This window comes from Pseudomonas sp. GL_090 (assembly GCF_057837765.1).
In genome coordinates, this window is the sequence record NZ_CM174452.1 from 671,813 (window position 1) to 696,629 (window position 24,817).

At 60.4% G+C, this 24,817-nt stretch carries 21 protein-coding genes; 5 read left to right on the plus strand and 16 right to left on the minus strand.

Annotation, left to right across the window (positions count from 1 at the left end; genetic code table 11):
* Positions 1-213: 213 nt before the first annotated feature.
* The 4 genes from AC3ITA_RS02920 to AC3ITA_RS02935 form a co-directional block, all read right to left on the minus strand.
* On the minus strand, positions 214-936 hold the full coding sequence (locus AC3ITA_RS02920; RefSeq protein WP_489279386.1) for a cobalt-precorrin-6A reductase: 723 nt from the start codon (positions 934-936) through the stop codon (positions 214-216).
* Positions 933-2,030, minus strand: coding sequence for a cobalt-precorrin-5B (C(1))-methyltransferase (locus AC3ITA_RS02925; RefSeq protein WP_095944214.1), 1,098 nt, complete (start codon positions 2,028-2,030; stop codon positions 933-935). Before AC3ITA_RS02925 ends, AC3ITA_RS02920 begins: the two co-directional genes overlap by 4 nt.
* A complete protein-coding gene (gene cbiE, locus AC3ITA_RS02930) occupies positions 2,023-3,234 on the minus strand; it encodes a precorrin-6y C5,15-methyltransferase (decarboxylating) subunit CbiE (RefSeq protein ID WP_489279387.1) in 1,212 nt (403 codons plus the stop codon). The genes AC3ITA_RS02925 and cbiE overlap by 8 nt, the downstream gene beginning before the upstream one ends.
* A 137-nt stretch (positions 3,235-3,371) precedes the next feature.
* Positions 3,372-4,019, minus strand: coding sequence for a hypothetical protein (locus AC3ITA_RS02935; RefSeq protein ID WP_095944212.1), 648 nt, complete (start codon positions 4,017-4,019; stop codon positions 3,372-3,374).
* 301 nt (positions 4,020-4,320) lie between these two features.
* Between AC3ITA_RS02935 and cobG the strand changes: the two genes are divergently transcribed.
* From cobG to AC3ITA_RS02960, 5 genes are all read left to right on the plus strand, one after another.
* Positions 4,321-5,628, plus strand: a complete 1,308-nt coding sequence (cobG, locus tag AC3ITA_RS02940; RefSeq protein WP_489280742.1) for a precorrin-3B synthase — start codon at positions 4,321-4,323, stop codon at positions 5,626-5,628.
* Entirely contained in the window at positions 5,621-6,247 is a 627-nt protein-coding gene (locus AC3ITA_RS02945) for a precorrin-8X methylmutase (RefSeq protein ID WP_095944211.1), read from the plus strand. The genes cobG and AC3ITA_RS02945 overlap by 8 nt, the downstream gene beginning before the upstream one ends.
* On the plus strand, positions 6,247-6,978 hold the full coding sequence (locus tag AC3ITA_RS02950; protein ID WP_150673219.1) for a precorrin-2 C(20)-methyltransferase: 732 nt from the start codon (positions 6,247-6,249) through the stop codon (positions 6,976-6,978). Before AC3ITA_RS02945 ends, AC3ITA_RS02950 begins: the two co-directional genes overlap by 1 nt.
* Positions 6,978-8,687: a precorrin-3B C(17)-methyltransferase gene (cobJ, locus tag AC3ITA_RS02955; RefSeq protein WP_095944210.1), complete on the plus strand. Its 1,710-nt coding sequence runs from the start codon at positions 6,978-6,980 to the stop codon at positions 8,685-8,687. Before AC3ITA_RS02950 ends, cobJ begins: the two co-directional genes overlap by 1 nt.
* A gap of 184 nt (positions 8,688-8,871) precedes the next feature.
* The gene (locus AC3ITA_RS02960) at positions 8,872-9,717 is read left to right on the plus strand and encodes a hypothetical protein (RefSeq protein ID WP_489279389.1); all 846 of its coding nucleotides are present in this window, start codon (positions 8,872-8,874) and stop codon (positions 9,715-9,717) included.
* A gap of 185 nt (positions 9,718-9,902) precedes the next feature.
* On the opposite strand, the gene AC3ITA_RS02965 is transcribed toward AC3ITA_RS02960, so the two are convergent.
* From AC3ITA_RS02965 to AC3ITA_RS03020, 12 genes are all read right to left on the minus strand, one after another.
* Positions 9,903-10,499 carry a MarC family protein gene (locus tag AC3ITA_RS02965; RefSeq protein ID WP_008053960.1) on the minus strand — a complete coding sequence of 199 codons (597 nt, stop codon included), beginning with the start codon at positions 10,497-10,499 and terminating at the stop codon, positions 9,903-9,905.
* A 65-nt stretch (positions 10,500-10,564) separates the two neighbouring features.
* Positions 10,565-13,342, minus strand: coding sequence for a hybrid sensor histidine kinase/response regulator (locus tag AC3ITA_RS02970; RefSeq protein ID WP_489279391.1), 2,778 nt, complete (start codon positions 13,340-13,342; stop codon positions 10,565-10,567).
* 100 nt (positions 13,343-13,442) lie between these two features.
* On the minus strand, positions 13,443-14,738 hold the full coding sequence (gene purD, locus AC3ITA_RS02975) for a phosphoribosylamine--glycine ligase (RefSeq protein WP_095944207.1): 1,296 nt from the start codon (positions 14,736-14,738) through the stop codon (positions 13,443-13,445).
* 189 nt (positions 14,739-14,927) lie between these two features.
* Positions 14,928-16,535 carry a bifunctional phosphoribosylaminoimidazolecarboxamide formyltransferase/IMP cyclohydrolase gene (gene purH, locus AC3ITA_RS02980; RefSeq protein WP_489279394.1) on the minus strand — a complete coding sequence of 536 codons (1,608 nt, stop codon included), beginning with the start codon at positions 16,533-16,535 and terminating at the stop codon, positions 14,928-14,930.
* 82 nt (positions 16,536-16,617) lie between these two features.
* Positions 16,618-16,938, minus strand: coding sequence for a DNA-binding transcriptional regulator Fis (fis, locus tag AC3ITA_RS02985; RefSeq protein ID WP_015093301.1), 321 nt, complete (start codon positions 16,936-16,938; stop codon positions 16,618-16,620).
* The gene (dusB, locus tag AC3ITA_RS02990) at positions 16,935-17,945 is read right to left on the minus strand and encodes a tRNA dihydrouridine synthase DusB (RefSeq protein WP_008016791.1); all 1,011 of its coding nucleotides are present in this window, start codon (positions 17,943-17,945) and stop codon (positions 16,935-16,937) included. Before dusB ends, fis begins: the two co-directional genes overlap by 4 nt.
* A gap of 184 nt (positions 17,946-18,129) precedes the next feature.
* Positions 18,130-19,383, minus strand: coding sequence for a DUF3426 domain-containing protein (locus AC3ITA_RS02995; protein ID WP_150673166.1), 1,254 nt, complete (start codon positions 19,381-19,383; stop codon positions 18,130-18,132).
* Between the two features lie 30 nt (positions 19,384-19,413).
* Positions 19,414-20,292: a 50S ribosomal protein L11 methyltransferase gene (gene prmA, locus AC3ITA_RS03000; protein WP_095944204.1), complete on the minus strand. Its 879-nt coding sequence runs from the start codon at positions 20,290-20,292 to the stop codon at positions 19,414-19,416.
* 197 nt (positions 20,293-20,489) lie between these two features.
* Positions 20,490-21,848, minus strand: a complete 1,359-nt coding sequence (accC, locus tag AC3ITA_RS03005) for an acetyl-CoA carboxylase biotin carboxylase subunit (protein ID WP_056725293.1) — start codon at positions 21,846-21,848, stop codon at positions 20,490-20,492.
* A 17-nt stretch (positions 21,849-21,865) separates the two neighbouring features.
* Complete coding sequence (gene accB, locus AC3ITA_RS03010; RefSeq protein WP_095944203.1) at positions 21,866-22,330, minus strand: acetyl-CoA carboxylase biotin carboxyl carrier protein; 465 nt, start codon at positions 22,328-22,330, stop codon at positions 21,866-21,868.
* 24 nt (positions 22,331-22,354) lie between these two features.
* A complete protein-coding gene (gene aroQ, locus AC3ITA_RS03015; RefSeq protein WP_007971361.1) occupies positions 22,355-22,810 on the minus strand; it encodes a type II 3-dehydroquinate dehydratase in 456 nt (151 codons plus the stop codon).
* Between the two features lie 132 nt (positions 22,811-22,942).
* Entirely contained in the window at positions 22,943-24,697 is a 1,755-nt protein-coding gene (locus AC3ITA_RS03020; protein ID WP_095944202.1) for a protein-disulfide reductase DsbD, read from the minus strand.
* Between the last annotated feature and the right edge of the window lie 120 nt (positions 24,698-24,817).

Here is a 24,817-nt window from a genome sequence, read left to right on the forward strand (position 1 = left end):
CGGATCACTTTGGATACGTGCACGGATGGTGTGGTTGACGTCTCTGAACGCCAATCGAACAAAAAATCCATCTCCCGAATCTTCCTCCTTGCTGGATTAAGTTGTGCGTAACAGTCTTGTTGATCTGTAGGTTCGCGCCTCTGTGTCGCCAGACAGGACGCCTTCGCGGGCTTGCCCGCGAAGGCGTCCTTGGGGCGTTCGCAAAAGTCAGGTTTATAACCGCTCTGCTATTGCTCGTAGCACTTGGGCCACTGCCGGAAACTCCCGATCTACCTCAGGCAACACCGGCCGTTTCAACACCAGCACCGGCACCCTGCGCTCCCGCGCCACTTCCAGCTTCGGCTCAGTAGCGGTGCTGCCGCTGTTCTTGCTGATCAGCACATCGATATTTCGCCGTTCGAACAACTCACGTTCATCGTCGATCAGGAAGGGCCCCCGTGCGCCGATCACTTCGCAGCGCTCGTTGCCCGGATACACGTCCAGTGCGCGCAGGGTCCAGAATTGCTCCGCGGGAATTTCGTCAAGGTGTCGCAGGGGCTCGCGACCGAGGGTGAACAGCGGTCGACGGAAGGGCTTCAGGGCTTCGATCAGTTCGGGCCAGTCACTGACTTCGCGCCAGTCATCACCCGCCTGGGCTTGCCAGGCAGGACGCCGTAGCGCCCAGCAGGGAATGCCGCTCAAGCGCGCGGCGGTCGCGGCATTCTGGCTGATTTGGGCGGCGTAGGGATGGGTGGCATCGAGCAGCAGGTCGATACCTTCATCGCCAATGAATTGCGCCAGACCCTCGGCGCCGCCGTAGCCGCCGACGCGCACCTGGCAATGCAGATCGGTCGGCACCCGACCGACACCGGCCAGGCTGTAGATATGCAGCGGTCCCAGCGTGCGGGCAATGGCCATGGCTTCGGTCACGCCGCCGAGCAACAGGATGCGCTTCATTGAAATGCTCCGGCATGGCCAACGATTCCGCCCTGGCGATCGATGGCGAAGACTTCCACCTGAACCTGCGCCGGCACCACGCTGCGGGCAAAGTCCAGAGCATGCTGACAGACTGCATCACCCAGGGCGATCCCGGCCGCGGCGGCCATGGCCAGTGCCTGCTGGCTGGTGTTGGCTTCGCGGATGCTCTGCTGCAACGCCGCATCGGCGCCGACCTGCGCCGCCCATAGCGCCAGTTGCGGCAGGTCAATGCTCGAATGGCGACTGTGCAAATCCATGTGCCCGGCCGCCAGTTTGCTGATCTTGCCGAAACCACCGCACAGGCTGAGTTTATCCACCGGTACTTTGCGCAGGTGCTTGAGCACGGCGCCAACGAAGTCGCCCATTTCGATCAGGGCGATTTCCGGCAGGTTGTAGACCCGGCGCATGGTGTCTTCGCTGGCGTTGCCGGTGCAGGCGGCGATGTGCAGGTAACCGTTGGTTTTCGCCACGTCGATGCCCTGGTGGATCGAGGCGATGTAGGCAGCACAGGAAAACGGCCGGACGATGCCGCTGGTGCCGAGGATCGACAAGCCGCCAAGAATGCCCAGGCGCGGGTTCATGGTTTTGAGTGCCAGTGTCTCGCCGTTCTCGACATTGACCGTGACCTCGAAACCGCCGCTGTAGCCGAGTTCGTCGGCCAGTCGAGCCAGGTGTTCGCTGATCATTTTGCGTGGCACCGGATTGATCGCGGGTTCGCCGACGCCCAGCACCAGCCCGGGCCGGGTCACGGTGCCTACGCCAAGTCCGGCCTTGAAGCGCGTCCCCGGTTCGCTGCTCAGACGCACCTGGGAATAGAGCAGGGCACCGTGGGTCACGTCCGGATCGTCACCGGCGTCCTTGAGGGTTCCCGCTTCGGCGCCGTCCTCGGTGAGGCGGCAGAATTCCAGACGCATCGGCACCTGTTTGCCCTTGGGCAATACGATTTCCACCGCATCGGCCGCCGTGCCAGCCAGCAGCAGGCGCGCGGCGGCGAGGCTGGTAGCCGTGGCGCAGCTGCCGGTGGTCAGGCCGCTGCGCAGGGGGGCGGGTTGTTCGGCGGTTTCGTCACGCATCGAGGGGTTTCGTAACGTCCAGCAAGGTAATCGGCAAGGCCTGGCGCCAGGTGTCGAAGTCGCCCAGCGGTTGTGCCTGGGCGATATGAATGCGGGTCAACTCCCCGCCATGTTGCTCGCGCCAGGCCATCAGGGTCATTTCACTTTGCAGGGTGACTGCGTTGGCGATCAGCCGGCCACCGGGTTTGAGTTCGGCCCAGCAGGTATCGAGTACACCCTCGCGGGTGACACCGCCGCCGATGAAAATCGCATCCGGCCGCTCCAGCCCGGCCAATGCTTGCGGCGCGCTGCCGCGAACCAGTTGCAGGCCGGGAACGCCGAGGGCATCACGGTTGTGTTCGATCAACGCTTGTCGACCCGTATCTGCCTCGATGGCCAGTGCGCGGCAACCGGGGTGAGCGCGCATCCATTCGATGCCGATCGAGCCGCTGCCGGCGCCGACATCCCACAACAATTCACCGGGCACCGGAGCCAGGCGGGCGAGGGTGATGGCGCGTACATCGCGTTTGGTCAGTTGGCCGTCGTGCTGGAAGGCCGAGTCTGGCAGGCCGGCCAGTCGCGACAGGTGCAACGTGTTCGGTTCGGCGATGCACTCGATGGCGATCAGGTTCAGGTCGGCGATCGGCGGATCGCTCCAGTCGCTGGCGATACCGTGGACATGTCGTTCGGTTTCACCGCCCAAATGTTCGAGCACGGTTATCCGGCTCGGACCGAAACCACGCTCACGCAGCAGTGCGGCGATGGCGGCGGGGCTGCGGCCGTCGTTGCTCAATGCCAGCAAGCGCACGCCGCTGGACAGGTGGGCATTGAGTGCGGCGACAGGCCGGGCCACCACCGAAAGGGTGACCACCTCCTGCAAGGGCCAACCCATACGCGCAGCGGCCAGTGAGCAGGAAGACGGGGCGGGTAGAATTCGCATTTCATCACTGGATAAATGTCGGGAGAGACTGGCTCCTACCCCGAAAAACATCGGATCTCCGCTGGCCAGGACGCAAACGGGTTCCCCCTGTTTCGTCAAAACCGGGTCAAGGGAGAAAGGACTGGGCCACAGTTGCCGCGCACCGCGGATGCAGGCCGGCAACAAGTCCAGTTGACGTTGGCCGCCAATGATCCGAGTAGCGTTCAGCAGAGCGTGACGGGCATTTTTGCCAAGCCCCTTGAAGCCTTCCTCTCCGATGCCTACCACTGTCAGCCAGGGGGTCATGCTGTTCCTCTTCTATCAATCGAAGCCAAATCATCACGCTGTCGGTCCGTGTCGACCTGTGCGGTTGTGCATCATAGCGCGGTGTGGGTTGTATTCGCCTGTCGCCAGTGTCTGAAAAGTGGTCGGGGCTTATCCAGTTAATGGCTCTTTTTCAGGTCGAATCTCTTCATTCTGATTTCGAGCCGCTTGCGTTCCATGAGCGATCTTTTGCTGTCGAGTATGTTTTTGTCCAGTTTAAGATAAACGCGTTGCTGGATGATTTTTGCGGCGTGGTCTTCCATGTTAAAAAATAGAAAGCCACTTTTTTTGACTGTAATCACTAACTCAAGATTAAAAACTGCGATTTCAAGAAAGCCTTTTGAATCGTAGCGTGTGGGTATTACTTGAAAACGCTCTCCCAGGGAACTTTGTTGGTCCAGTGAATAAAGCGCCGGCTGGTTGGGTTTCAATGCGTCGAGCGTGTCAATCATGGCGTTCCCTTGTCGGCGATCCGGCATGGTTTGAGCGCTTTGGACCAGAAACTCGGCAATGCTTTTCGAAACAGAGTGTTGAGTGCGGGTATAGATGGCATCCTGATAGACAGACCAACCGAAAAAATTCAACGTCGTAACGTATTCATTCAGCCAGGTTGTCGAGTCGGCGAAACGACTGCCGACCATGTCTGCGGACTGGGTGGCTATCTGTGTGCAATGGGTGAAGTCGTCGTAATCTTGCAGTGAAAGTTCTTCGGTGCATGAAATAAGATTGTGGGCAGTCAGTATTCCATTCGGTTTTTCAATGTTCATTTTTTCTCCTTTGATGTAGCTGGTTTTTTGCTGTTATTTTTCTTCGGGCTGCGGTGAAAAGTACAAGAGTTGGTGTATGGTTTAAATAATTCGGGTTGGTTGAATTGATTCTTGCTGTTAGCGGTTTTCGCTGATTGTTCAACTAGAACCCGGGATGGCGGTCCAGGCTTGAAGCGAAAAGCCTGGGCCCGGGGTCAAGCGCTTTTCGTCGTCAACCTGCCAGGGTTTTTCATCAGGCCGGACAAAGCAGGCATAATGCTGTCCTTCGTCTTGTACCGGTCGTCCTGTGAAGTCACGTCAGATACCCAACCGCTTGCGCCCTTCCGCCTGTCCCGGGTTGTTGCGTGTCGTCCAGGCATTGGACGGTGGTATTTGCCGGATCAAACTCGACGGTGGCGCCATCCGCGCGCAACAGGCAATCGCTGTGGCCGATGCCGCTGAGCGTTACGCCAGCGGAGCGATCGAGGCGACCAACCGGGCCAACCTGCAAATCCGCGGCATTGGCAACGAGCGAGTGGCGTTGATCGACTGCTTGCTGGCCGCCGGTTTGGGGCCACGCACGGCGGCCGGCGACGATGTGCGCAACCTGATGCTCAGCCCCGGCGCCGGGATCGACCGGCGCATGCTGTTCGACACCCGCCCGCTGGCCGGGCAGATCCTCGCCACACTGCAAAGCCACGAAGCTTTCCACGACCTGAGTGCCAAGTTCGCCGTGCAACTCGATGGCGGCGAAGACCTGGCGATGCTCGAGCATCCCCATGACCTGTGGCTCTCGGCGTTTCACCAGGGCGGTGAACAACGGCTGGCATTCGGTCTGGCGGGATGCCCGACGGACAGCCCCGTCGGTTCGGTTGCACTGGCGGACGGGCACGCGCTGGTGGTCGCGGTCCTTGAGTTGTTCCTTGAACTGGCGCGCCCCGAGCAGACACGGATGCGTCATTTGCTGGCTGAGTACCCGATCGAGGGCATGCAGCTTCGACTGGCCGAGCGAGTGCCACTGCAAGCCGTTGTCGGTTGGCAGCGGGTTGCGGGCTCCAGTGATTTGCACTTGGGTGCGCATCCCCAGGCCGAGCCCGGAGTTGTCTATGTGGGGGCTGTGCCGCCGCTGGGGCGGCTCGATCCGGCGATGCTGCGGGGCGTGGCGCAACTGTCACGGGAGTTCGGTGATGCCAGTCTGCGCTTCACACCCTGGCAAAGTCTGCTGTTGCCTAATGTCCGCACGAACAATGCCGCCGAAGTCATGGGGCGTTTGCAACGCTTGGGCTTGGCGTGTGAAGCCGGTCAGCCGTTGTCCCGGTTGATCGCCTGTACCGGTTCCAACGGTTGCGCCAAGGGGTTGGCCGAGACCAAGGGCGATGCCTTGCAACTGGCCGCGCTGCTGCACCGCCATGGACCGGCACAGACCATACACCTGAGCGGTTGCCCGCGTTCCTGCGCCGCCGCGCATACAGCGCCCGTCACATTACAGGCCGTCGCCCACGGTCACTACGATCTCTATTTTCGCGATGCAGCGCAGCCGGGTTTCGGCGCACTGCACGCACGCAATCTTACTATTGAAGCGGTCGCGGCCCTGCTCGACGCCCGCTCACGGAGCGCCCTTGATGCTTGATTACATCCGCGACGGTCAGGAGATCTATCGCAACTCCTTCGCGATCATTCGCGCCGAGGCCAACCTCGACCGAATCCCGGACGATCTGGAGAAACTCGCGGTGCGTGTCATTCACGCCTGTGGCATGGTCGAGGCCATCGACGGCCTGCAGTTTTCCGAAGGGGCGGGCAAGGCCGGGCGTGATGCGCTGGCGGCTGGCGCGCCGATTCTGTGCGATGCGCGGATGGTTTCCGAAGGCGTTACCCGTGCGCGGTTGCCGGCGAACAATCCGGTGATCTGCACCTTGCGCGACGAGAGCGTTCCGGAACTGGCCCGTGAATTGGGTAATACCCGTTCAGCCGCTGCGCTGGAACTGTGGCGTCCGCACCTGGAAGGCAGCGTGGTGGTCATCGGCAACGCCCCGACGGCACTGTTTTACCTGCTGGAAATGCTCGACGCCGGTGCGCCGAAACCGGCACTGATCCTCGGTTTTCCAGTGGGTTTCGTCGGCGCAGCCGAATCCAAGGCCGCGCTGGCGGCCGACAGCCGTGGCGTGCCTTTTGTCATTATGCAGGGACGCCTGGGCGGTAGCGCCATGGCTGCCGCTGCCGTCAATGCCCTCGCTACGGAGATCGAATGATGCAGCAACCTGGACGTTTGATCGGCCTCGGTGTCGGCCCCGGTGATCCGGAACTGATTACCGTCAAGGCCCTGCGTTTGCTGCGCGAATCCCCGGTGGTGGCGTACTTCGTGGCCAAGGGCAAGAAAGGCAACGCCTTCGGTATCATCGAGGCGCATCTGCAGGAAGCACAGAACCTGTTGCCGCTGGTGTACCCGGTGACCACCGAAGCTTTGCCGGCACCTCTGTCCTACGAGCAAGTGATCAGCGACTTCTACGATGACGCCGCCACAGAGCTGGCGACGCATCTTGATGCGGGCCGTGATGTGGCAGTGATCTGCGAGGGCGATCCGTTCTTCTACGGCTCCTATATGTACTTGCACGACCGGCTTGCCGAGCGTTATCAAGCTGAAGTCGTGCCGGGCGTGTGCTCGATGCTCGGCGGGGCCTCGGTGCTCGGTGCGCCGCTGGTGTATCGCAATCAGAGTCTGTCGGTGTTGTCCGGTGTGTTGCCGCACGACGAACTCAAGCGTCGCCTGGCCGATGCCGATGCGGCCGTCATCATGAAACTGGGGCGCAACTTTCCCAAGGTTCGCCAGGTGCTGGAAGAACTCGGCCTGGCCGAACGCGCGTTGTACGTCGAGCGCGCGACCATGGCCAATCAGAAGATCGTGCCGCTGGATCAGGTCGAGCCGATGTCCTCGCCGTACTTCTCGTTGATCATCGTTCCCGGTGAAAGGTGGCAAGGCTGATGACTCGTCCAGTTCCGGCGATTGTCATTCTCGGCAATGGCAGCCTCGCTACCGCACGCAGCATTCAGCAGGTGTACCCCGAAGCCCTGATCCATGGCCTGGCCGAACGGGTCGAAGGCGCGGATCGGGTCTATCACGAATTCGGCGCGACCTTGCGCGAGCTTTATCAACAGGGCACGCCGATCATTGCCCTGTGCGCGGCCGGGATCGTGATCCGCACCCTGGCGCCCTTGTTGCTCGAAAAAGGCGTTGAACCACCGGTATTGGCGGTGGCCGAAGACGGCAGCGCCGTGGTTCCACTGCTGGGTGGTCTTGGCGGAGTGAATGTGATGGCCCGGGAGATTGCCGCCTCGCTGGAAGTCGCCGCGGCGATTACCACCAGCGGCGAGTTGCGTTTCGGCACCTGCCTGCTCAACCCGCCCAGCGGTTATGCCTTGGGTGATCTGGAGCTGGGCAAGCGTTTTGTCTCCGATCTGTTGGCCGGCGAAACGGTGCGCATTGAGGGTGAAGCCCCGTGGCTGGTGCAGGCGCAGTTGCCCGAAGATGCGCAGGCTCGACTGGCGGTGCACGTCAGTCATGCCGAGCGGGCTCCCGCGGCCAACGAATTGTTGATCTACCCGCGCAATGTGGTGGTCGCTGTGGATGCCGGCGTGGAGAGCATCGCGCAGGCGGTGCGCGACGCATTGCATCAGGCAAAAATTGCCGTGCAGTCGCTGGCTTGTCTTTTGGCTGCCGACACCGAAATGGCCAGCCCGGGGTTGCGCGAAGCGGCGCTTGAATTGGGTGTGCCGTTGCGCTTTGCCCAGGCTGAGATGGTGCTTGGCGAACGTCTGAGTACCGCCATTGGCCAGCCCGTTTCCATGCTTGATAGCGACACTGTTGCCATTGCGGTGGCAGAGCAGCCGCTGGACCCGTTGCAAATCGGCCGCCCACGTGGACGGCTGGCGGTGATCGGCCTCGGGCCGGGCGCTGCTGAACTGATGGTGCCGGCCGTGAAGGCTGAACTGGCCCGCGCCAACGATATATTGGGTTACGAAACCTACGTGCGCATGGCCGGGCCGTTTCGCGACGATCAGGTGCTGCATTGCACCGACAACCGTGAAGAGATGCAGCGCGCCCGACACGCTTTCGAGCTGGCGGCCCAGGGGCGTTCGGTGGTGGTGGTTTCATCAGGCGATCCAGGTGTTTTCGCCATGGCGGCGGCGGTGCTGGAGGCGCTGCACGAATCCACCGACGTCCATTGGCACAACGTCGATCTCGAGATTTTGCCGGGGGTTTCCGCCTCGCTGGCAACAGCGGCTCAAGCCGGTGCGCCGCTGGGGCATGACTTCTGTGTACTGTCGCTGTCGGATAACCTCAAGCCATGGTCGATCATTGAAAAACGTCTGGATCTGGCTGCGCAAGCTGATCTGGCAATGGCGTTCTACAATCCGATCTCGCGTTCCCGGCCTTGGCAACTGGGACGTGCGCTGGAGATCGTCGCCCAACATCGCGCACCGCAAACGCCAGTCGTGCTTGGGCGTGATGTCGGACGCCCGGGGCAAACATTACGGGTGACGACGCTCTCTCAATTGACTCCAGACCAGGTCGACATGCGGACCATGGTGTTGATTGGCTCATCCACGACTCGTGTGTTTCATCGTTCGCAAGGAATGTCGTGGGTTTATACACCGCGTAGTTATGGTGATAAATTAATTGATATTAACTAAGTGATATGACGGTTCAGTGCAGCGTTGCTCGAGCTGGATTGCTCGACAATGGCTGCGTGTTTGTAAGGCTTTATGGTCGCTTACATATATCGACATTTAATCGGGTTTGATAGCGGGGTTGGGGTGGTTTAGATTCGTTTTGTCTCTATTGGAGGCTTAAACGAATTTAAAGGAGTTGCTCGATATGGATATTGCGGAAGATTTTATCACTCACAAACAATGCACCGATATTGGGAAGGCGCGTCTTGCCAGGTCGAAGTCATTGTTGAATAGTGTCCCTCGTGTAGAAGCATTAACGTCGACCACTGCGTCGAGTTCACCCAAGGCATTGAACGAGTCTAGCCCTACCAAGGACTTGGATGCTTTGGTTTTGGGTAATGCGCTGATTGGTTATGGCGATAATATTTCGCTTGAAAATATGACGATTATCGAAAACCTCATAAAGTTTTCGAAGTTGGAGGCCGATCGCGAAACTAAAGATAGTCATAGCCCTGCCGCCTGGCACCGGGCCTTTCTCCAGTGTATGGAGGATATGGGGTGTTCTGTTCCCATCAACGCGAGTATCGAATACAAGAAAAGGACTGGCAGCGGGACAATGAAAAATGTTGTCACCACTATTATCCAGGCAGGCGTTGAAGCGGCAAAAAATGCCATTCCAGGTGCAACCGTGCTAGGTGCCGTTGCGGACAGCACGTTGTCAGCATTGGAAAAAGAACCTGAAACAATCAAGGTTTTCAACTATGAAGTGACCAAGGCCAAGGGTGTAAAACTGGCCTTGCTGCCTTGCGAGCAAACGAAGAACGGATTGGTTTTGGTTTCGTTTTCGTCCGTTAATCATGTTGGGGATCAAGTGGGTGCTGGTGTTTTGTTTTTGGATTTGAAAATTGCAAGTCTCGATATTTATCAGGGCTCAAACTTTCTCGCTTTTAATCCTTCTGCTTACGCTGAAGTAAAAGAGGATGTCGAATTTATCCTGGCGCAGAATCGAAAAGAAGTGTTGGCTAAAAGATTTCCGCGACGCAGGCATTGAACTCAACTAAGCCAGGGTCAGAGGCTGATGGTCTCTGGCCTGTTTGAAACAGAGGAAGAGGGGTTGCCCGGTTTGCATCATTGGCTGTTGCAAGGAGTGCGATGCAGGCATCGTGCAGTGGTGAGGTGCGTGGATGTTTCGAGTCCACTGGCCCCACGACTTGCCTGAACCGGAGCGCTTTGTGTTCAAGGCACCAAGTACCCCTTCACCCCGGTGAAGATGATCTGAGCCGCCAGTGCACACACGAACAACCCCATCAATCGGCTGACAATCTGCAACCCCTGGTCGCCGAGAATGCGCTCGATACGACCGGACAAAAACAGCACCACGCCCACGGTAAAACTGGCCAGGGCAATGCTGACAATGGCCGTGAGCTTGTCGTCCCAGTGCGGCTGGCTCACGCCCATCACCAGCAAGGCGCCGATGGTGCCGGGACCGACTGTCAGCGGGATGGTCAGTGGAACGATGGTGACATCCTGCTGCACGTTGTCGGTCTGTACCGCCGATTTGCCTTGTGCCATGCCCAGCGCCGAAATGAACAGCACACTGCCGGCGCCAATGCGGAATGCGTCCACGGTAATGCCGAAAACACTGAAAATCACTCGGCCGAACAGGTACAGCAGCACACTGGAGACCAGGGTGGCAACCGCTACTTTCCAGGCCAGCCGACGCTGTTCCTTGCGCGAATAACCACGGGTCAGGCTGATGAAGCAGGACAATACGAAGAATGGGCTGTAGAGCACCAGCATCTTCAGATAAACGCTGAACAACACATGGAGCATGGTGCCGGGCTCACTGGCAAGAAAAGTCGAGTGGGAGTCTATCAGGGGTTGCGGAGTCTGTCGGCTCAGGACGTTTGGGTTGTCGTGCGATTCTGCAGGTCACGCTGGGCGACCCAGTGCTCGATCAGTTCGCGCAACTGCGACAGCTCCACCGGCTTGGCCATGTGTCCGTCCATGCCGGCCTGGCGCGCGCGCTCTTTGTGTTCGGCAAGGATATGGGCGGTCAACGCCACCACAGGGGTGCGAGCCCGCTGGTTACCGACTTCCCATGCGCGCAATTGCTGGGTGGCCGAGAAGCCGTCGAGGATCGGCATTTCGCAATCCATCAGCACCAGGTCGTAACGCTGGGCTTTCATCGCCTGCAGGGCTTCTTCGCCATTGCAGGCGGTATCCGGTTGCAGGTTGAGCTTGCTCAGCATGCCGCGGATCACCTTGGTCGAGATGCTGTTGTCTTCAGCCACCAGAATGCGGAAGTCGGAGGGGACCTTGACCGGCAACGCCGGGCCGCTTGGCGCGGGTTGGGTTGCGACGAGCCCTTTGTTGCGCTGGGTCAGTTCATCGGCCAGGGTGGTCTTGAGCGTGTAGCCGGCCACCGGTTTGGCGAGGATGCGCTTGATCCCGGAGTTGCGTGCGATGATCTTGCTCGGTGCGTTGCTGATGCCGGTGAGCATGATCAGCAGGATGTCATGGTTCAGGCTCGGGTCTTCCTTGATCTTGGCCGCCAGTTGCATGCCGGTCATGCCGGGCATGTTCTGATCCAGCAGGACCACATCGAAGTAATCACGCAAATGAGCCTTGGTACGCAACAGGGCCAGCGCTTCCTTGCCGGAAGGCGCGGCGCTGACATTCAGGCCCCAGGCGCTGCATTGTTGCACCAGGACCTTGCGACAGGTCTCATTGTCGTCCACCACCAATACCCGCGCACCTTGCAGCGGGCCGTCGAGGTCGGAGGTCGGGTGTTCCAGGCGATCCGGGTCCAGTGGCAGGGTCAGCCACAGGGTGCTGCCCTGGTTGTTGCCGCTCTTGATCCCGAATTCCCCCTGCATCAGGCGGATCAGTTGGCGGGCAATCACCAGCCCCAGGTTGCCGCCCAGCCGGGTGGCCGAAAGAAAATGCCGGCTGTGCAGTTCGGCGTGCATCAGGGCGTCGCGTTCTTCGGCGTCCATGGGCTCGCCGCTGTCCTGCACGGCGATACGCAGGCGTGGTTTGGTGTTGCGTTCGTCGAGCGCCACGACGATCAGGATTTCGCCTTCATCGGTTTTTTTCAGGGCGTTTTCAAGCAGGCTCAACAGCGTCTGGCGCAAGCGTGTCGGGTCACCGCTGATCACTCGCGGCACTTGCGGCTGGATGAAGCTGATCAACTCGACATTTTGCTGCTCGGCCTTGGCGCGGAAGATACTCAGGCAGTCTTCGATCAGTGCGTTGAGGTCGAACTGCACATCGTCCAGTTCGATCTGTCCGGACTCGAGTTTGGAGATGTCGAGAATTTCGTTGATCAGCGTCAGCAGTTCGTTACCGGCGCTGTGGATCGTCTGTACATAGTCGCGTTGCTTGACCGAAAGCGGTGTACCCAGCAACAGCTCGGTCATGCCGAGGACACCATTCATCGGGGTCCGGATCTCATGGCTGATCTTCGCCAGGAACTCGGCCTTGGCGTTGATCTCTGCGTTGCTGGCCGCCAGGTCACGACTGATGCTGAAGCGGTCTTCGGTGATGCGGCGCTGGCGCTCGCTCAACGCAATGCTCATCAACAGGCCGCTGATGCAGATGAACACCAGCAAGGTAGTGATCAGGCCATTGGGTTCGACCAGGGTCAGCCCCAACAGGGCGGGCAGGATGACCAGTGTCCCGAGGTTGAACACCACCATGGCCGCCACGAAGAGGCGAGCCGGGCGATAACCTTTTTGCCAGTGATAGGCGCTGATGAACAGCATGGTCAGGCCCGCCAACGCCACCAGGCCGTAGGTGATAAAGTTCAGCGGCAAGGTATTGACGAACAGCAGCATCAGCCCGCACGCGGTGATGAGCAGGACCTCGCCAAGCAGCAATCGGTTCAGCGGATGCGGCCCGAGCGGGGCGAAGAAGCGATAGGCAAGCATCAGGCCGCAGGGCGCGGTCATTATCAATGCCAGGTAAGCCCCTGGCGTTTGCAGTGCATGCCAGTCCGGCAGCCAAGGGCCGGCGAGGTTCAGCAACAACAGCAGGCTGAGCATCAACAAACCTTCGCACGCCGCCAACCAGAGGGCGCTGCGCGAGCGGGTGTAGGCGTAGCGGATGAGGTTGTGCAGGATCAGCATGGCGATGCAACCGAACAGCAGACCATAGATCAGCGTCTGGTTCTGGTTGGCGGCCGAGAGGATCGCCGATTGCAGGGTGATATAGGGCCGTAACTGGTGGTCGGAGGCCAGTCGCAGATATACGTCGAGAGGGGTGTCGCTTTGCGGCAGGGCCAGCATGAAGTCGCTGCTGGGCAGTGGTCGCTCGGATTGGGGGCGTTCGTTGCCCGTGCTGGATTGATCAATCAGCTTGTCGCCGTCCAGTACGTACATGTTGAACTGGCGCAAGTCAGGCGCGAACACGCGCAGCAACTGTTCGTGTTTACCCGGTGCAAGCCTGAATCGCAACCATAGCGCGCCATCGGGTTCGGCCGCGGTAATGCGGTCGAGTTCGATAGGGCTGAATTGATTGGTGTAGCGTGCGGAACGGATGTCGCTCAGTTGCAGGTTGCCCTGTTCGTCGAGCAATACCGCCCAGCCACTGCCTTGCGCGGCCTGGGCCGGTAGCATGCAGAGCAAGGTCAGCAAAGTGACGGTCAAGCTTATGGCAATCCTGAGCCAGCGCACGGCGAAATCCCTTCGTTAGGTTGATGCCAGAATATAACGATGCGCGGCGCCGGAATAGCCAGGCAATAAACGGTGTTCATTGCCTGGCGCGGTGTTTACCTTATTCCTGATTTTCGCCACGCTCGCGGGCAATGGCACGGTAGCCAATGTCCTTGCGATAGAAACAGCCTTCCCAGTCAATCGATGCCGCCAGCTTGTAGGCCTGCTGCTGCGCAGCATCTACGCTTGCGCCCATGGCCGTGGCGCAAAGCACCCGACCGCCGGCCGTTACAACTTGACCGTCCTTGAGCGCAGTACCGGCGTGGAAGACTTTGCCTTCCAGTGCAGCCGCTGCATCCAGGCCATTGATGGCCACGCCTTTGGCGTAGTCACCAGGATAGCCGCCAGCGGCCAGCACGATACCAACGCTCGGGCGTGGATCCCATTGTGCTTCTACCTTGTCCAGCGCCTGGGCCAGGGCGGCCTCGACCAGCAGCACCAGGCTCGACTGCAGGCGCAGCATCACCGGTTGGGTCTCAGGGTCGCCGAAGCGGCAGTTGAATTCGATGACTTTTGGGTTACCAGCCTTGTCGATCATCAGGCCTGCATACAGGAAACCAGTGTAGACGTTGCCTTCCTCGGCCATGCCGCGCACGGTCGGCCAGATCACCAGGTCCATGACACGCTTGTGCACTTCGGCGGTGACCACTGGCGCCGGGGAGTAAGCACCCATGCCGCCGGTGTTCGGACCGGTGTCGCCGTCGCCGACGCGTTTGTGGTCCTGGCTGGTGGCCATTGGCAGCACGTTCTTGCCGTCGACCATCACGATGAAACTGGCTTCTTCGCCGTCCAGGAACTCTTCGATGACCACGCGCGAACCCGCATCGCCAAAGGCGTTGCCCGCCAGCATGTCGCGCACGGCGTCTTCGGCTTCGGCCAGGGTCATGGCGACGATCACGCCTTTACCGGCGGCCAGGCCATCGGCCTTGATCACGATCGGAGCGCCTTTTTCACGCAGGTAAGCCAGGGCCGGCTCGATTTCGGTGAAGTTCTGGTAGTCGGCAGTCGGGATCTTGTGGCGCGCCAGGAAGTCCTTGGTGAAGGCTTTCGAACCTTCCAGCTGTGCGGCGCCAGCGGTCGGACCGAAGCAGTCCAGGCCACGGCTGCGGAACAGGTCCACAACACCGGCCACCAGCGGCACTTCAGGGCCAACGATGGTCAGGGAAACGTTTTTCTCGGCAAAGTCTGCCAGTTGCTCAAGCGCCAGTACGTCGATGGCGACGTTCTCGCATTTTGCTTCGATGGCGGTACCGGCGTTGCCCGGTGCCACGAACACTTTCTGCACGCGCGGATCCTGAGCCACTTTCCAGGCCAGGGCGTGTTCACGGCCACCGCTGCCAATGATCAAAACATTCATTTCAAAAACCTCGGATGACGCTAATTCTGTTTTAGAACCTAAAGCGCTTTACGCCCTAGGAGGTTGCAATGACGCCGGTAGATGCAAGGCGGAGCCCACCTCGATGAGCGGAGTTGCCTTTTGGCAATGAGCATCATCGAGGTGGGCTCCAACGCAGCAGATGCCGGCGTCAGTGCGACCGTTGCCGTATTAGTGACGGAAGTGGCGCATGCCGGTGAACACCATCGCGATGCCAGCTTCATCGGCAGCAGCAATCACTTCAGCATCACGCATCGAGCCGCCTGGTTGGATCACGGCAGTCACGCCCGCCTTGGCCGCATTGTCCAGACCGTCGCGGAACGGGAAGAAAGCGTCGGAAGCCATCACCGAACCGGCTACCTGCAAGCCGGCATGTTCGGCCTTGATCGCGGCGATACGCGCGGAGTTCACGCGGCTCATCTGGCCGGCGCCGACACCGATGGTCTGACGGTTCTTGGCGTAGACGATAGCGTTGGACTTCACGTACTTGGCGACTTTCCAGGCGAAGATCAGGTCGTGGATTTCCTGTTCGGTCGGAGCGCGTTTGGTCACGACCTTCAGGTCATCGGCACCGATCATGCCGATGTCGCGGCTCTGTACCAGCAGGCCACCGTTGACACGCTTGTAGTCCCAGGCCGCAGCGCGGTCAGCCGACCACTCGCCGCACGCCAACAGACGCACATTGGCTTTGGCCGCAACGATGGCACGGGCTTCTTCGCTCACGCTTGGGGCGATGATCACTTCAACGAACTGACGTTCGACGATCGCCTTGGCGGTCTCGGCATCCAGTTCACGGTTGAAGGCGATGATGCCGCCGAACGCCGACTCGGTGTCGGTAGCATAGGCCAGTTCATAGGCCTGACGGATACCGCCTTCGGCATCAGGGCTGACGGCCACGCCGCACGGGTTGGCGTGCTTGACGATCACGCAAGCAGGCTTGACGAAGCTCTTCACGCATTCCAGCGCAGCGTCGGTGTCGGCCACGTTGTTGTACGACAGTTCTTTGCCCTGCAGTTGGGTCGCGGTGGCGATGCCAACTTCAGCAGGCTTGGCCTCAACGTAGAACGCCGCGCTCTGGTGCGGGTTCTCGCCGTAGCGCATTTCCTGGGCCTTGATGAACTGGCTGTTGAAGGTGCGCGGGAACTCGCTGCGACCTTCCGTGCTCAGTGTCTCGGCAGCCTGGTTCACGGTGCCCATGTAGTTGGCGATCATGCCGTCGTAGGCGGCAGTGTGTTCGAAGGCCTTGAGCATCAGGTCGAAACGCTGTGCGTAGGTCAGGCCGCCGGCTTTCAGGTTTTCCAGTACGTTGGCGTAATCGCCGGCGTTCACCACGATCGCTACGTCTTTATGGTTTTTCGCTGCCGAACGAACCATGGTCGGGCCGCCGATGTCGATGTTCTCGATGGCGGTCGGGAGGTCGCAGCCTGGCTTGTTGATGGTGGCTTCGAACGGGTACAGGTTGACCGCTACCAGGTCGATCGGCTTGATGCCGTGCTCGTTCATGATAGCGTCGTCGATACCGCGACGACCGAGGATCCCGCCGTGGATTTTCGGGTGCAGGGTCTTCACCCGGCCGTCCATCATTTCGGCAAAACCTGTGTAATCCGCGACTTCCACTGCGGCAACGCCGTTGTCCCGCAGCAGCTTGAACGTCCCGCCGGTGGAGAGGATCTCGACGCCCAGGGCTTCAAGCTCCTTGGCGAATTCGAGGATCCCGGTCTTGTCGGAAACGCTGATCAAGGCGCGGCGGATCGGCAGGCGGGTAGTCTGGTCGGTCATCTCAATTTCCATCAAAAGCAAAGGAAGTCAGCAAAAAAGGCGACCGGTTTTACGCGGGCGCCTTTCTGGTTTGATTGAATGCTTACAGCAAGTCGTACTGCTTGAGTTTCTTGCGCAGCGTGCCCCGGTTCAGTCCGAGCATCTCGCTGGCCTTGGTCTGGTTGCCCTTGACGTAGTTCATCACGCACTCGAGCAGGGGAGCCTCGACTTCGGAGAGCACCAGGTTGTACACATCCGTGACGGCAGCGCCCTCAAGGTGGGCGAAATAATTGTGCAGCGCCTTCTCGACACTCCCGCGAAGGGTCTGGCCTTCTTCGCTTGGCGTATTGAGGTGCTGTTTCAAATTCACGTTGTCGCTCACGGGTGTTGTTCCACTCACTAAAGTCTCGGTCATCATCGTCATGCGGCCACCCACTCTCCGTCCCCTGTCAGGCTCTTGTAACGCTCGGCGAAAAACGCCCGAACGTTGGCGCATTGTGTATCCGTACCATCCAAACGATTGAAGTGGGCGCGAAACTCCCTGGCGCCCGGCAGGGTTGCGAGATACCAGCCCACATGCTTTCGAGCAATGCGCACACCCATGACATCGCCATAGAAGGCGTGCAGGGCGGCCAGATGCTCTAGCAGAATGCGTTCCACCTCGATCAGTTCCAGCGCCGGGAGTTTCTCGCCGGTACGCAGGAAATGGTCGATCTCGCGAAAAATCCATGGCCGCCCTTGGGCAGCCCGGCCAATCAACAGGCCATCGGCACCGGTCGCGTCGAGCACGTACCGGGCTTTTTCCGGCGAATCAATATCGCCATTGGCGAAGACCGGAATCGACACTGCCTGCTTGATTGCGGCAATGGTGTCGTACTCGGCTTCACCGGTGTACAGGTCGGCACGGGTGCGGCCATGCACCGCCAGCGCCGTAATGCCTGCCTGCTCGGCGATCTTCGCCACTGTCAGGCCGTTCTTGTTGTCCCGGTCCCAACCGGTCCGGATCTTCAGGGTAACCGGCACATCGACCGCAGCCACGACGGCCTGCAGGATCTCGGTTACCAGGGGTTCATCCTTCAACAGTGCGGAACCGGCAGCCTTGTTGCAGACTTTTTTTGCCGGACAGCCCATGTTGATATCAATGATCTGCGCGCCCATTTCAACGTTGGCACGGGCGGCGTCCGCCAGCATCTGCGCGTCCCCACCGGCGATCTGTACCGAGCGTGGCTCGGGATCACCTTCGTGGATCATGCGCATGCGCGACTTGCGGGTGTTCCACAAACTCATGTCGCTGGTGACCATTTCCGAGACGACCAGTCCCGCGCCCAAGCGCTTGCACAGCTGACGAAAGGGCTGGTCGGTGACGCCCGCCATGGGGGCGAGAATCAAGCTGTTATGTAATGTGTATGGGCCGATGCGTACCGCCGACATAGGACTTCCCTGTTGTGGGGCCGGATCATGAGAGTTCGAAAAAGGGTTGGCATGATACCCGCTCTCGATGACTGGATAAAGGCTGAATTGAACAAATTCTGAACAGTTATTCTGTTATTACCCGTGGTTTGGTTGGCCAGGAGCAGTCAGAAAGCCGACGTTAATCCGGGAGCAATGAAGCGTTTCACTCCGGAGAGTGAAAGCTCAGACTGTAGTTCACGGCCTTGGCACCTGGGTCGAGAATGTCCAGGGCGATGTGGATCGGCGTTTGCGGAGGCATCTCCGCCATACCTTCGAGATCGCCATTGAGGTACTCGCCTGGCTTGAAGCGACGGCTGGCGATCAGGTGGCCATTGAGGTCGGCGAAGCGCAGTTCCAGCAACGGGAAGGGCTGGGAGAAGGGCGCGCGGTTATAGATGATCGCATCGACCACCAGGGCGCCATTGAACTCGGGGTGGCTGCGCACCACCAGGTTGCTGCTTTTGATCTTCGCGATGTCGACTTTGGAGGGCACGGTGCAACCGATTTGCGGGCACAGTTGCTGGAACCACGGGCGATATTGATCTTGTCGCGCCAGCTCGTCGAAATGGTAGGCGATGTACTGGCCGGCGAGGGCGCCAGCGGCAATCAGCACCAGCAGCAACCAGAACAGCCGTCGGCCCCAGGGCGAGCGGCGTTTTTGCCAGTCCAGTTGCAGTGGGTCGTCGGTCAGGTCTTGCAACATTTCGGCGCGCACGCCCGGCTCGCTGCGTTCGCGTCGCTTGCGCAGGGGTTCGATCGAGGGCAGGTTGTCGTCGATTTCGCTCTCGTCGGCGGTCGACAGGCGCTCGTGGTTCAGTGGCGCATCGAGAGGGTCGTGTAATCGCAAATGGGGTGGTTGCGGTTCGTCGTCGAGATCAACCGGCTCCAGGGACAGCGAAGGTTCAGTGCGCGAGGCCTTGCTCGGTTCGTCCGTCGGCTCTGGCGTTTCAAGGCTGTCGAGCGGTTCGTCGAGTAGCGCACGGTCGGCCGCCGACTCACTGAACAGGCTGTCGGACCACGGCTCGTTGTCATCATGCTCGTTGCTGTCGCGACGGGCGCTCAGCGAGTCCTCGCGATGGCGGCCGAGTTCGGTGGTCGGCTGGATTTCCCGCTGTTCGAGCCGAGCGAGCTCTTCGTCGAGGTCGAGGCTGTCCAGGTCCAGCTCCGTAGCGCTCCATTGCTTTTGGCTGATGGCGCGCGGCTGTGATGGTTCAAGGGGCTCCTCGGGCTGCACAGGCGGGAGCGGCATCGCGACCGGTGCTTCCTTGCCTGCCTGCTCAAGCAGCTGCCTGGCGGCATTGAACACCTGCAGGCAGGAGCCGCAACGAACCACCCCGCGAGCCACGCTCAACTGGGCATGGCTGACGCGGAAGCTGGTTTGGCAATGCGGGCACTGGGTGACGAAGCTATCGGTCATGCGGCGATCCGGATTATGCAGACGCTCATTCTAACGCCGACGGCCTGTGATGCGCACCCAGCCATCGCGATTGGCGATCGGGTCCAGATCGAAGTCCTTGGCGTAGGCGGCAGCGACTTCGTCACCCTGTTCGGCGAGGATGCCCGACAGCGCCAGGCGACCGCCCGACTTGACCAGGCCGGACAATTGCGGCGCCAGGGAAACCAGCGGGCCGGCGAGAATGTTGGCCACCAGCACGTCGGCCTGCACCTGCGGCAGGTCTTGCGGCAGATACAGTGGAAACAGCTCATCGGCGATACCGTTGCGCCCGGCGTTGTCGCGGGAGGCTTCCAGTGCCTGCACGTCGATATCGGTACCGACGGCTTCCCTGGCGCCCAGCAGCAGGGCGGCAATTGCCAGAATCCCCGAGCCGCAACCGAAGTCCAGCACGTTGCAGTCCTTCAGGTCCTGACCGTCGAGCCATTCCAGGCACAGTGCGGTGGTCGGGTGGGTGCCGGTGCCGAATGCCAGGCCCGGGTCCAGCAGCAGATTCACCGCGCCAGGTTCCGGTGCGGCGTGCCAGCTTGGCACGATCCACAGGCGCTGGCCGAATTGCATTGGCTGGAAACCGTCCATCCAGCTGCGTTCCCAGTCCTGGTCTTCAATCACTTCGCTGTGGTGCTCGGGCAGCGGGCTGCCGGTCAACAGTTCCAGATGGGCCAGTACCGGGCCTGGCTCGGTGCCACCTTCGAACAGGGCCAGCAGGTGCGTGTGGGACCACAGCGGCGTGGTGTTGAGTTCCGGCTCGAAGATCGGCTGATCTTCGGCGTCCATGAAGGTCACCGATACGGCGCCCACTTCAAGGAAAGCGTCTTCATAGGTTTCGGCTTGTTCTGGGCTGATGGCGAGGCGTACTTGCAGCCAAGGCATGGCGGGCACCTTTGAAAAATATTGATTGCAGCCTGGCGGACTGCGAGAAGGGCGCAAGTTTACGCGAGCGCAGAGGTTTTGTGGGAGTGGCTTGCCCTGTACATCGGTACATACCCCTGGGGGGCGGCGTTCGGTCAGATGAAATGTCCAGATACAACAAAGCCGCCCGAAGGCGGCTTTGTCGATGGGGTCTAAGCTTAGTGCTTCTCGCCAGCCAGCTTGTGCTCGAGGTAGTGAATGTTCACGCCCCCTTTGCAGAAGCCTTCATCGCGGGTCAGGTCGCGGTGCAGCGGGATGTTGGTCTTGATCCCGTCGACCACGATCTCGTCCAGCGCATTGCGCATGCGCGCCATGGCTTCGTCGCGGGTCGCGCCGTAGGTGATCAGCTTGCCGATCAACGAATCGTAGTTCGGCGGAACCGCATAACCACTGTACAGGTGCGAGTCGACGCGAACGCCGTTGCCGCCTGGAGCATGGAAATGCTTGACCGTGCCCGGGCTCGGCATGAAGGTTTTCGGGTCTTCGGCGTTGATCCGGCACTCCAGCGCGTGACCGCGGATGACCACGTCATCCTGGGTGAACGACAGCTTGTTGCCGGCGGCGATGCTGAGCATCTCCTTGACGATGTCGATGCCGGTGACCATTTCCGAAACCGGGTGCTCTACCTGGACACGAGTGTTCATCTCGATGAAGTAGAAACGACCGTTTTCGTACAGGAACTCGAAAGTGCCCGCGCCACGGTAGCCGATGTCGATGCAGGCCTTGACGCAGCGTGCGAGTACTTCCTCACGTGCGTTCTCGTCGATGCCCGGTGCCGGTGCTTCTTCAAGCACCTTCTGGTGACGACGTTGCAGCGAGCAGTCGCGGTCGCCCAGATGGATAGCCTGGCCCTGGCCATCGGAAAGTACCTGGACTTCCACGTGACGTGGGTTGGTCAGGAATTTTTCCAGATAGACCATCGGGTTGCCGAAGGCCGCGCCCGCTTCGGTACGGGTCAGTTTCGCGAAGGAGATCAGGTCTTCTTCTTTATGCACGACGCGCATACCGCGACCACCGCCGCCGCCAGCGGCCTTGATGATCACCGGGTAACCGACTTCGCGACCAATGCGCAGAGCGGTTTCTTCGTCTTCCGGCAGCGGGCCGTCAGAGCCCGGTACAGTCGGTACGCCGGCCGCGATCATGGCGTGCTTGGCCGATACCTTGTCGCCCATCAGGCGAATGGTTTCAGCTTTCGGGCCAATGAACGCGAAGCCGGAGTTCTCGACCTGTTCGGCGAAGTCGGCGTTTTCCGCAAGGAAGCCGTAACCTGGGTGAATGGCGGTGGCGCCAGTCACTTCGGCTGCGGCAATGATTGCCGGAATGTGCAGGTAGGAGTGGGCGGCCGATGCCGGACCGATGCAGACGGATTCGTCTGCCAGCCCCAGGTGCATCAGTTCCTTGTCAGCCTTGGAGTAAACGGCGACGGTCTTGATGCCCATTTCTTTGCAGGCGCGCAGGATCCGCAGGGCGATCTCACCGCGGTTGGCGATCAGAACTTTTTCCAACTTCGCAGTCATCAAAGGCTCTCCGCGGTTCAAACGATGGTGAACAGCGGTTGGTCGTACTCAACCGGCTGGCCGTCTTCGACGAGGATGGATTCGATCACACCGCTGGTTTCAGCTTCGATGTGGTTCATCATCTTCATGGCTTCAACGATGCACAGGGTGTCGCCTTTCTTCACGGTCTGGCCGACTTCCACGAAGGACGGCGAGGCTGGCGAAGATTTGCGATAGAAAGTACCGACCATCGGCGAACGGGCAACGGTGCCGTTCAGTGCCGGAGCGGCGGCGGCAGCAGGTGCGGCAGCGGCAGCCGGAGCGGCGGCAGCGACAGGCGCGGGGGCCGGAGCATGCATTGGAGCCGGCGCGTAGTACTGCTGAGCCGGGGTCTTGCTATGGCGGCTGATGCGTACGGACTCTTCGCCTTCCTTGATCTCGAGCTCGTCGATGCCGGACTCTTCCAGCAATTCGATCAGTTTCTTAACTTTACGGATATCCATGAATCATCAACTCCCAAGGGTCGGTCAGGGGCGGTTAACTTGTTGTTCAAGCTGTTCCAGGGCGGCCTCCAGGGCCAGTCGATAACCGCTGGCGCCAAGGCCGCAGATCACTCCCACCGCTACGTCGGAGAAGTAAGAGTGATGGCGGAAAGGTTCGCGTTTGTGCACGTTAGACAAATGCACTTCGATGAATGGGATGCTCACCGCCAGCAGCGCGTCACGTAATGCGACACTTGTATGTGTAAAAGCTGCTGGGTTGATCAAAATGAAGTCCACGCCTTCGCTGCGGGCAGCGTGGATGCGGTCGATCAATTCGTACTCGGCGTTGCTTTGCAGGTGCAGCAAATGGTGACCGGCTTCGCGGGCACGGCGTTCCAGGTCCTGGTTGATCTGCGCCAGCGTCGTGGCGCCGTAGGTGCCCGGTTCACGGGTGCCGAGCAGGTTCAGGTTGGGTCCGTGCAGAACGAGTAACGTCGCCATCGGCGGTTCCTATGTTATCTGTGAGCAGTTGTCAGAACCCGGCGACTATGCCGCAAAGCCTTTGTGACTGTCCAGTTCTCTGCAATAGCCAGCACGATGACCGATGTTTGCGCGAAATATATGACTGCTGGATTAAATTTGGTCATTCGCCCTGGCAACACGTTCGGCGAAGTCCCTGGCATTGATCTCGCCGATCACCCGCACATCGGCGCGTTCGACACCGTCCTTGCCGAAAAACATCAGGGCAGGGGGGCCGAACAATTGGTAACGGTCGAGCAGGGCGCGCTGCTCGGCATTGCTGGCGGTGATATCGAAGCGGATCAACCGGTAACCCTTGAGGCGTTCGATAACGACAGGGTCGTCCAGTACCTCATGTTCGATGACTTTGCAGCTGATGCACCAGTCGGCGTACCAGTCGAGCAGCAGCGGTGTGCCGGATGCGCGTGCGTCGGCGAGCGCGCGGTCCAGATCGGCCGGTGTGCTGACGGTTTGCCAGGCGCTGGTGTTTTGCGCGGGGCCGCTGTTGGCAACGATACGGGGCTGGCCGATCGGGTTGAGCGGGTCGGTCTGGCCGCTGAAGGCGCCGTACCAGCAGGCCAGTGCATAAAACAGCAGAAACATGCCGAGCAGTTGGCCCAGGCGTTGGCGCGGTGGTTTATAGACGAACTCCAGTGCCCCCATGAACAAGCCGACACCGCCGGCCAGTAAACCGATGAGCAGCAAGGTGACCTGACCCGGCAAGACACGGCTGAGCAAGCCGACGGCCAGCCCGAGCAACAGTACGCCAATCGCGTTTTTCACATAGACCAGCCACGGACCGCTTTTCGGCAACCAGGCTGCGCCACCGGTGGCCACCAGCAACAGCGGCGCGCCCATGCCGAGGCCGAGCATGAACAGTTTCAAGCCGCCGCCCAGCGCATCGCCACTGGCACTGATGTACAGCAGCGCCCCGGCCAATGGCGCCGAAACACAGGGTGAAACCAGCAGGCTGGAAACCACGCCCAACACCGCGGCGCCCCACAGTGACCCGCCTTTGGTGCGGCCGGCGATGCGGTCCAGGCGACTGCTGATGGCATGGGGCAACTTGAGTTCGAAGACGCCGAACATCGCCAGGGCAAACACGGCGAAAAACATTGCGAACGGCACCAGCACCCAGGCCGATTGCAATCGCGCCTGCAGGTTGAGCTGGGCACCGAACAGGCCCATCAGGGCTCCGAGCAGGGCAAAGCAGGCGGCCATCGGCAGCACATAGGCCAGTGACAGATTGAAGCCGCGCCAGCCACCGACCTGACCGCGCAGCACCACGCCGGACAGGATCGGCAGCATGGGCAGCACGCATGGCGTAAACGTCAGGCCCAGGCCGGCCAGGAAAAACAACGCCAGTTCGCGCCAGCTCCATGGATAAACCGTCGTCGGAGTACCACTGCCGTCGATGCCGCCGATGCTCAGGCGCTCGGTTTCAGGCGGATAGCACAGCCCTTTGTCGGCGCATCCCTGATAAGTCACGATCAGGGTGAAGGCGCGCTGGTCGGTGCGCGGCAACTCGACGTCGAGAATGCCGTGGTAGACCTCGACATCGCCAAAGTATTCATCGTGTTTTTTCTGGCCGTCGGGCAGTTTCGCCGCGCCGAGGACGACATCGGCCGGATCGGCGCGAAATTGAAAGCGGTGGCGGTAGAGGTAGTAACCTTCAGTGGCGACGAACTGCAGCTTGATCGATTGCGGCGTGCTTTCTACCAGACTCAGCTGGAACGCTTCGCGCACCGGCAGGAAGTCGGCGCTGTTGTTGATCGAGCCCAGGCTTGAGCTGGGGCGGTTCTCCAGCAAGCCAGTGGCGCTGGCCGGCAGGGCGAACACTAAAAACAGCAGGCAAAGCAAACGGCGCATGACAATCTCGCGTATCGGAATTGGGGGGATGATAGCGGACGGCGGCGGGGCGTGCAGAGCGACAGTTTTGTGGTGGATTGCCTGACGCTATCGCGAGCAGGCTCGCTCCTACAAGGGGAA

Excerpts from the sequence above, each read along its gene's own strand:
- AC3ITA_RS03020 (WP_095944202.1), bottom strand. The coding sequence starts at position 24,697 with ATGCGCCGTTTGCTTTGCCTGCTGTTTTTAGTGTTCGCCCTGCCGGCC.
- accC (WP_056725293.1), bottom strand. The coding sequence starts at position 21,848 with ATGACTGCGAAGTTGGAAAAAGTTCTGATCGCCAACCGCGGTGAGATC.
- AC3ITA_RS02945 (WP_095944211.1), top strand. The coding sequence starts at position 5,621 with ATGCTTGATTACATCCGCGACGGTCAGGAGATCTATCGCAACTCCTTC.
- AC3ITA_RS02925 (WP_095944214.1), bottom strand. The coding sequence starts at position 2,030 with ATGCGTGACGAAACCGCCGAACAACCCGCCCCCCTGCGCAGCGGCCTG.
- AC3ITA_RS02995 (WP_150673166.1), bottom strand. The coding sequence starts at position 19,383 with ATGACCGATAGCTTCGTCACCCAGTGCCCGCATTGCCAAACCAGCTTC.
- aroQ (WP_007971361.1), bottom strand. The coding sequence starts at position 22,810 with ATGGCGACGTTACTCGTTCTGCACGGACCCAACCTGAACCTGCTCGGC.
- accB (WP_095944203.1), bottom strand. The coding sequence starts at position 22,330 with ATGGATATCCGTAAAGTTAAGAAACTGATCGAATTGCTGGAAGAGTCC.
- AC3ITA_RS02935 (WP_095944212.1), bottom strand. The coding sequence starts at position 4,019 with ATGAACATTGAAAAACCGAATGGAATACTGACTGCCCACAATCTTATT.
- AC3ITA_RS02920 (WP_489279386.1), bottom strand. The coding sequence starts at position 936 with ATGAAGCGCATCCTGTTGCTCGGCGGCGTGACCGAAGCCATGGCCATT.
- purH (WP_489279394.1), bottom strand. The coding sequence starts at position 16,535 with ATGACCGACCAGACTACCCGCCTGCCGATCCGCCGCGCCTTGATCAGC.
- AC3ITA_RS02950 (WP_150673219.1), top strand. The coding sequence starts at position 6,247 with ATGCAGCAACCTGGACGTTTGATCGGCCTCGGTGTCGGCCCCGGTGAT.
- cbiE (WP_489279387.1), bottom strand. The coding sequence starts at position 3,234 with ATGACCCCCTGGCTGACAGTGGTAGGCATCGGAGAGGAAGGCTTCAAG.
- dusB (WP_008016791.1), bottom strand. The coding sequence starts at position 17,945 with ATGTCGGCGGTACGCATCGGCCCATACACATTACATAACAGCTTGATT.
- purD (WP_095944207.1), bottom strand. The coding sequence starts at position 14,738 with ATGAATGTTTTGATCATTGGCAGCGGTGGCCGTGAACACGCCCTGGCC.
- AC3ITA_RS02965 (WP_008053960.1), bottom strand. The coding sequence starts at position 10,499 with ATGCTCCATGTGTTGTTCAGCGTTTATCTGAAGATGCTGGTGCTCTAC.
- prmA (WP_095944204.1), bottom strand. The coding sequence starts at position 20,292 with ATGCCTTGGCTGCAAGTACGCCTCGCCATCAGCCCAGAACAAGCCGAA.
- fis (WP_015093301.1), bottom strand. The coding sequence starts at position 16,938 with ATGACGATGATGACCGAGACTTTAGTGAGTGGAACAACACCCGTGAGC.
- cobJ (WP_095944210.1), top strand. The coding sequence starts at position 6,978 with ATGACTCGTCCAGTTCCGGCGATTGTCATTCTCGGCAATGGCAGCCTC.
- AC3ITA_RS02960 (WP_489279389.1), top strand. The coding sequence starts at position 8,872 with ATGGATATTGCGGAAGATTTTATCACTCACAAACAATGCACCGATATT.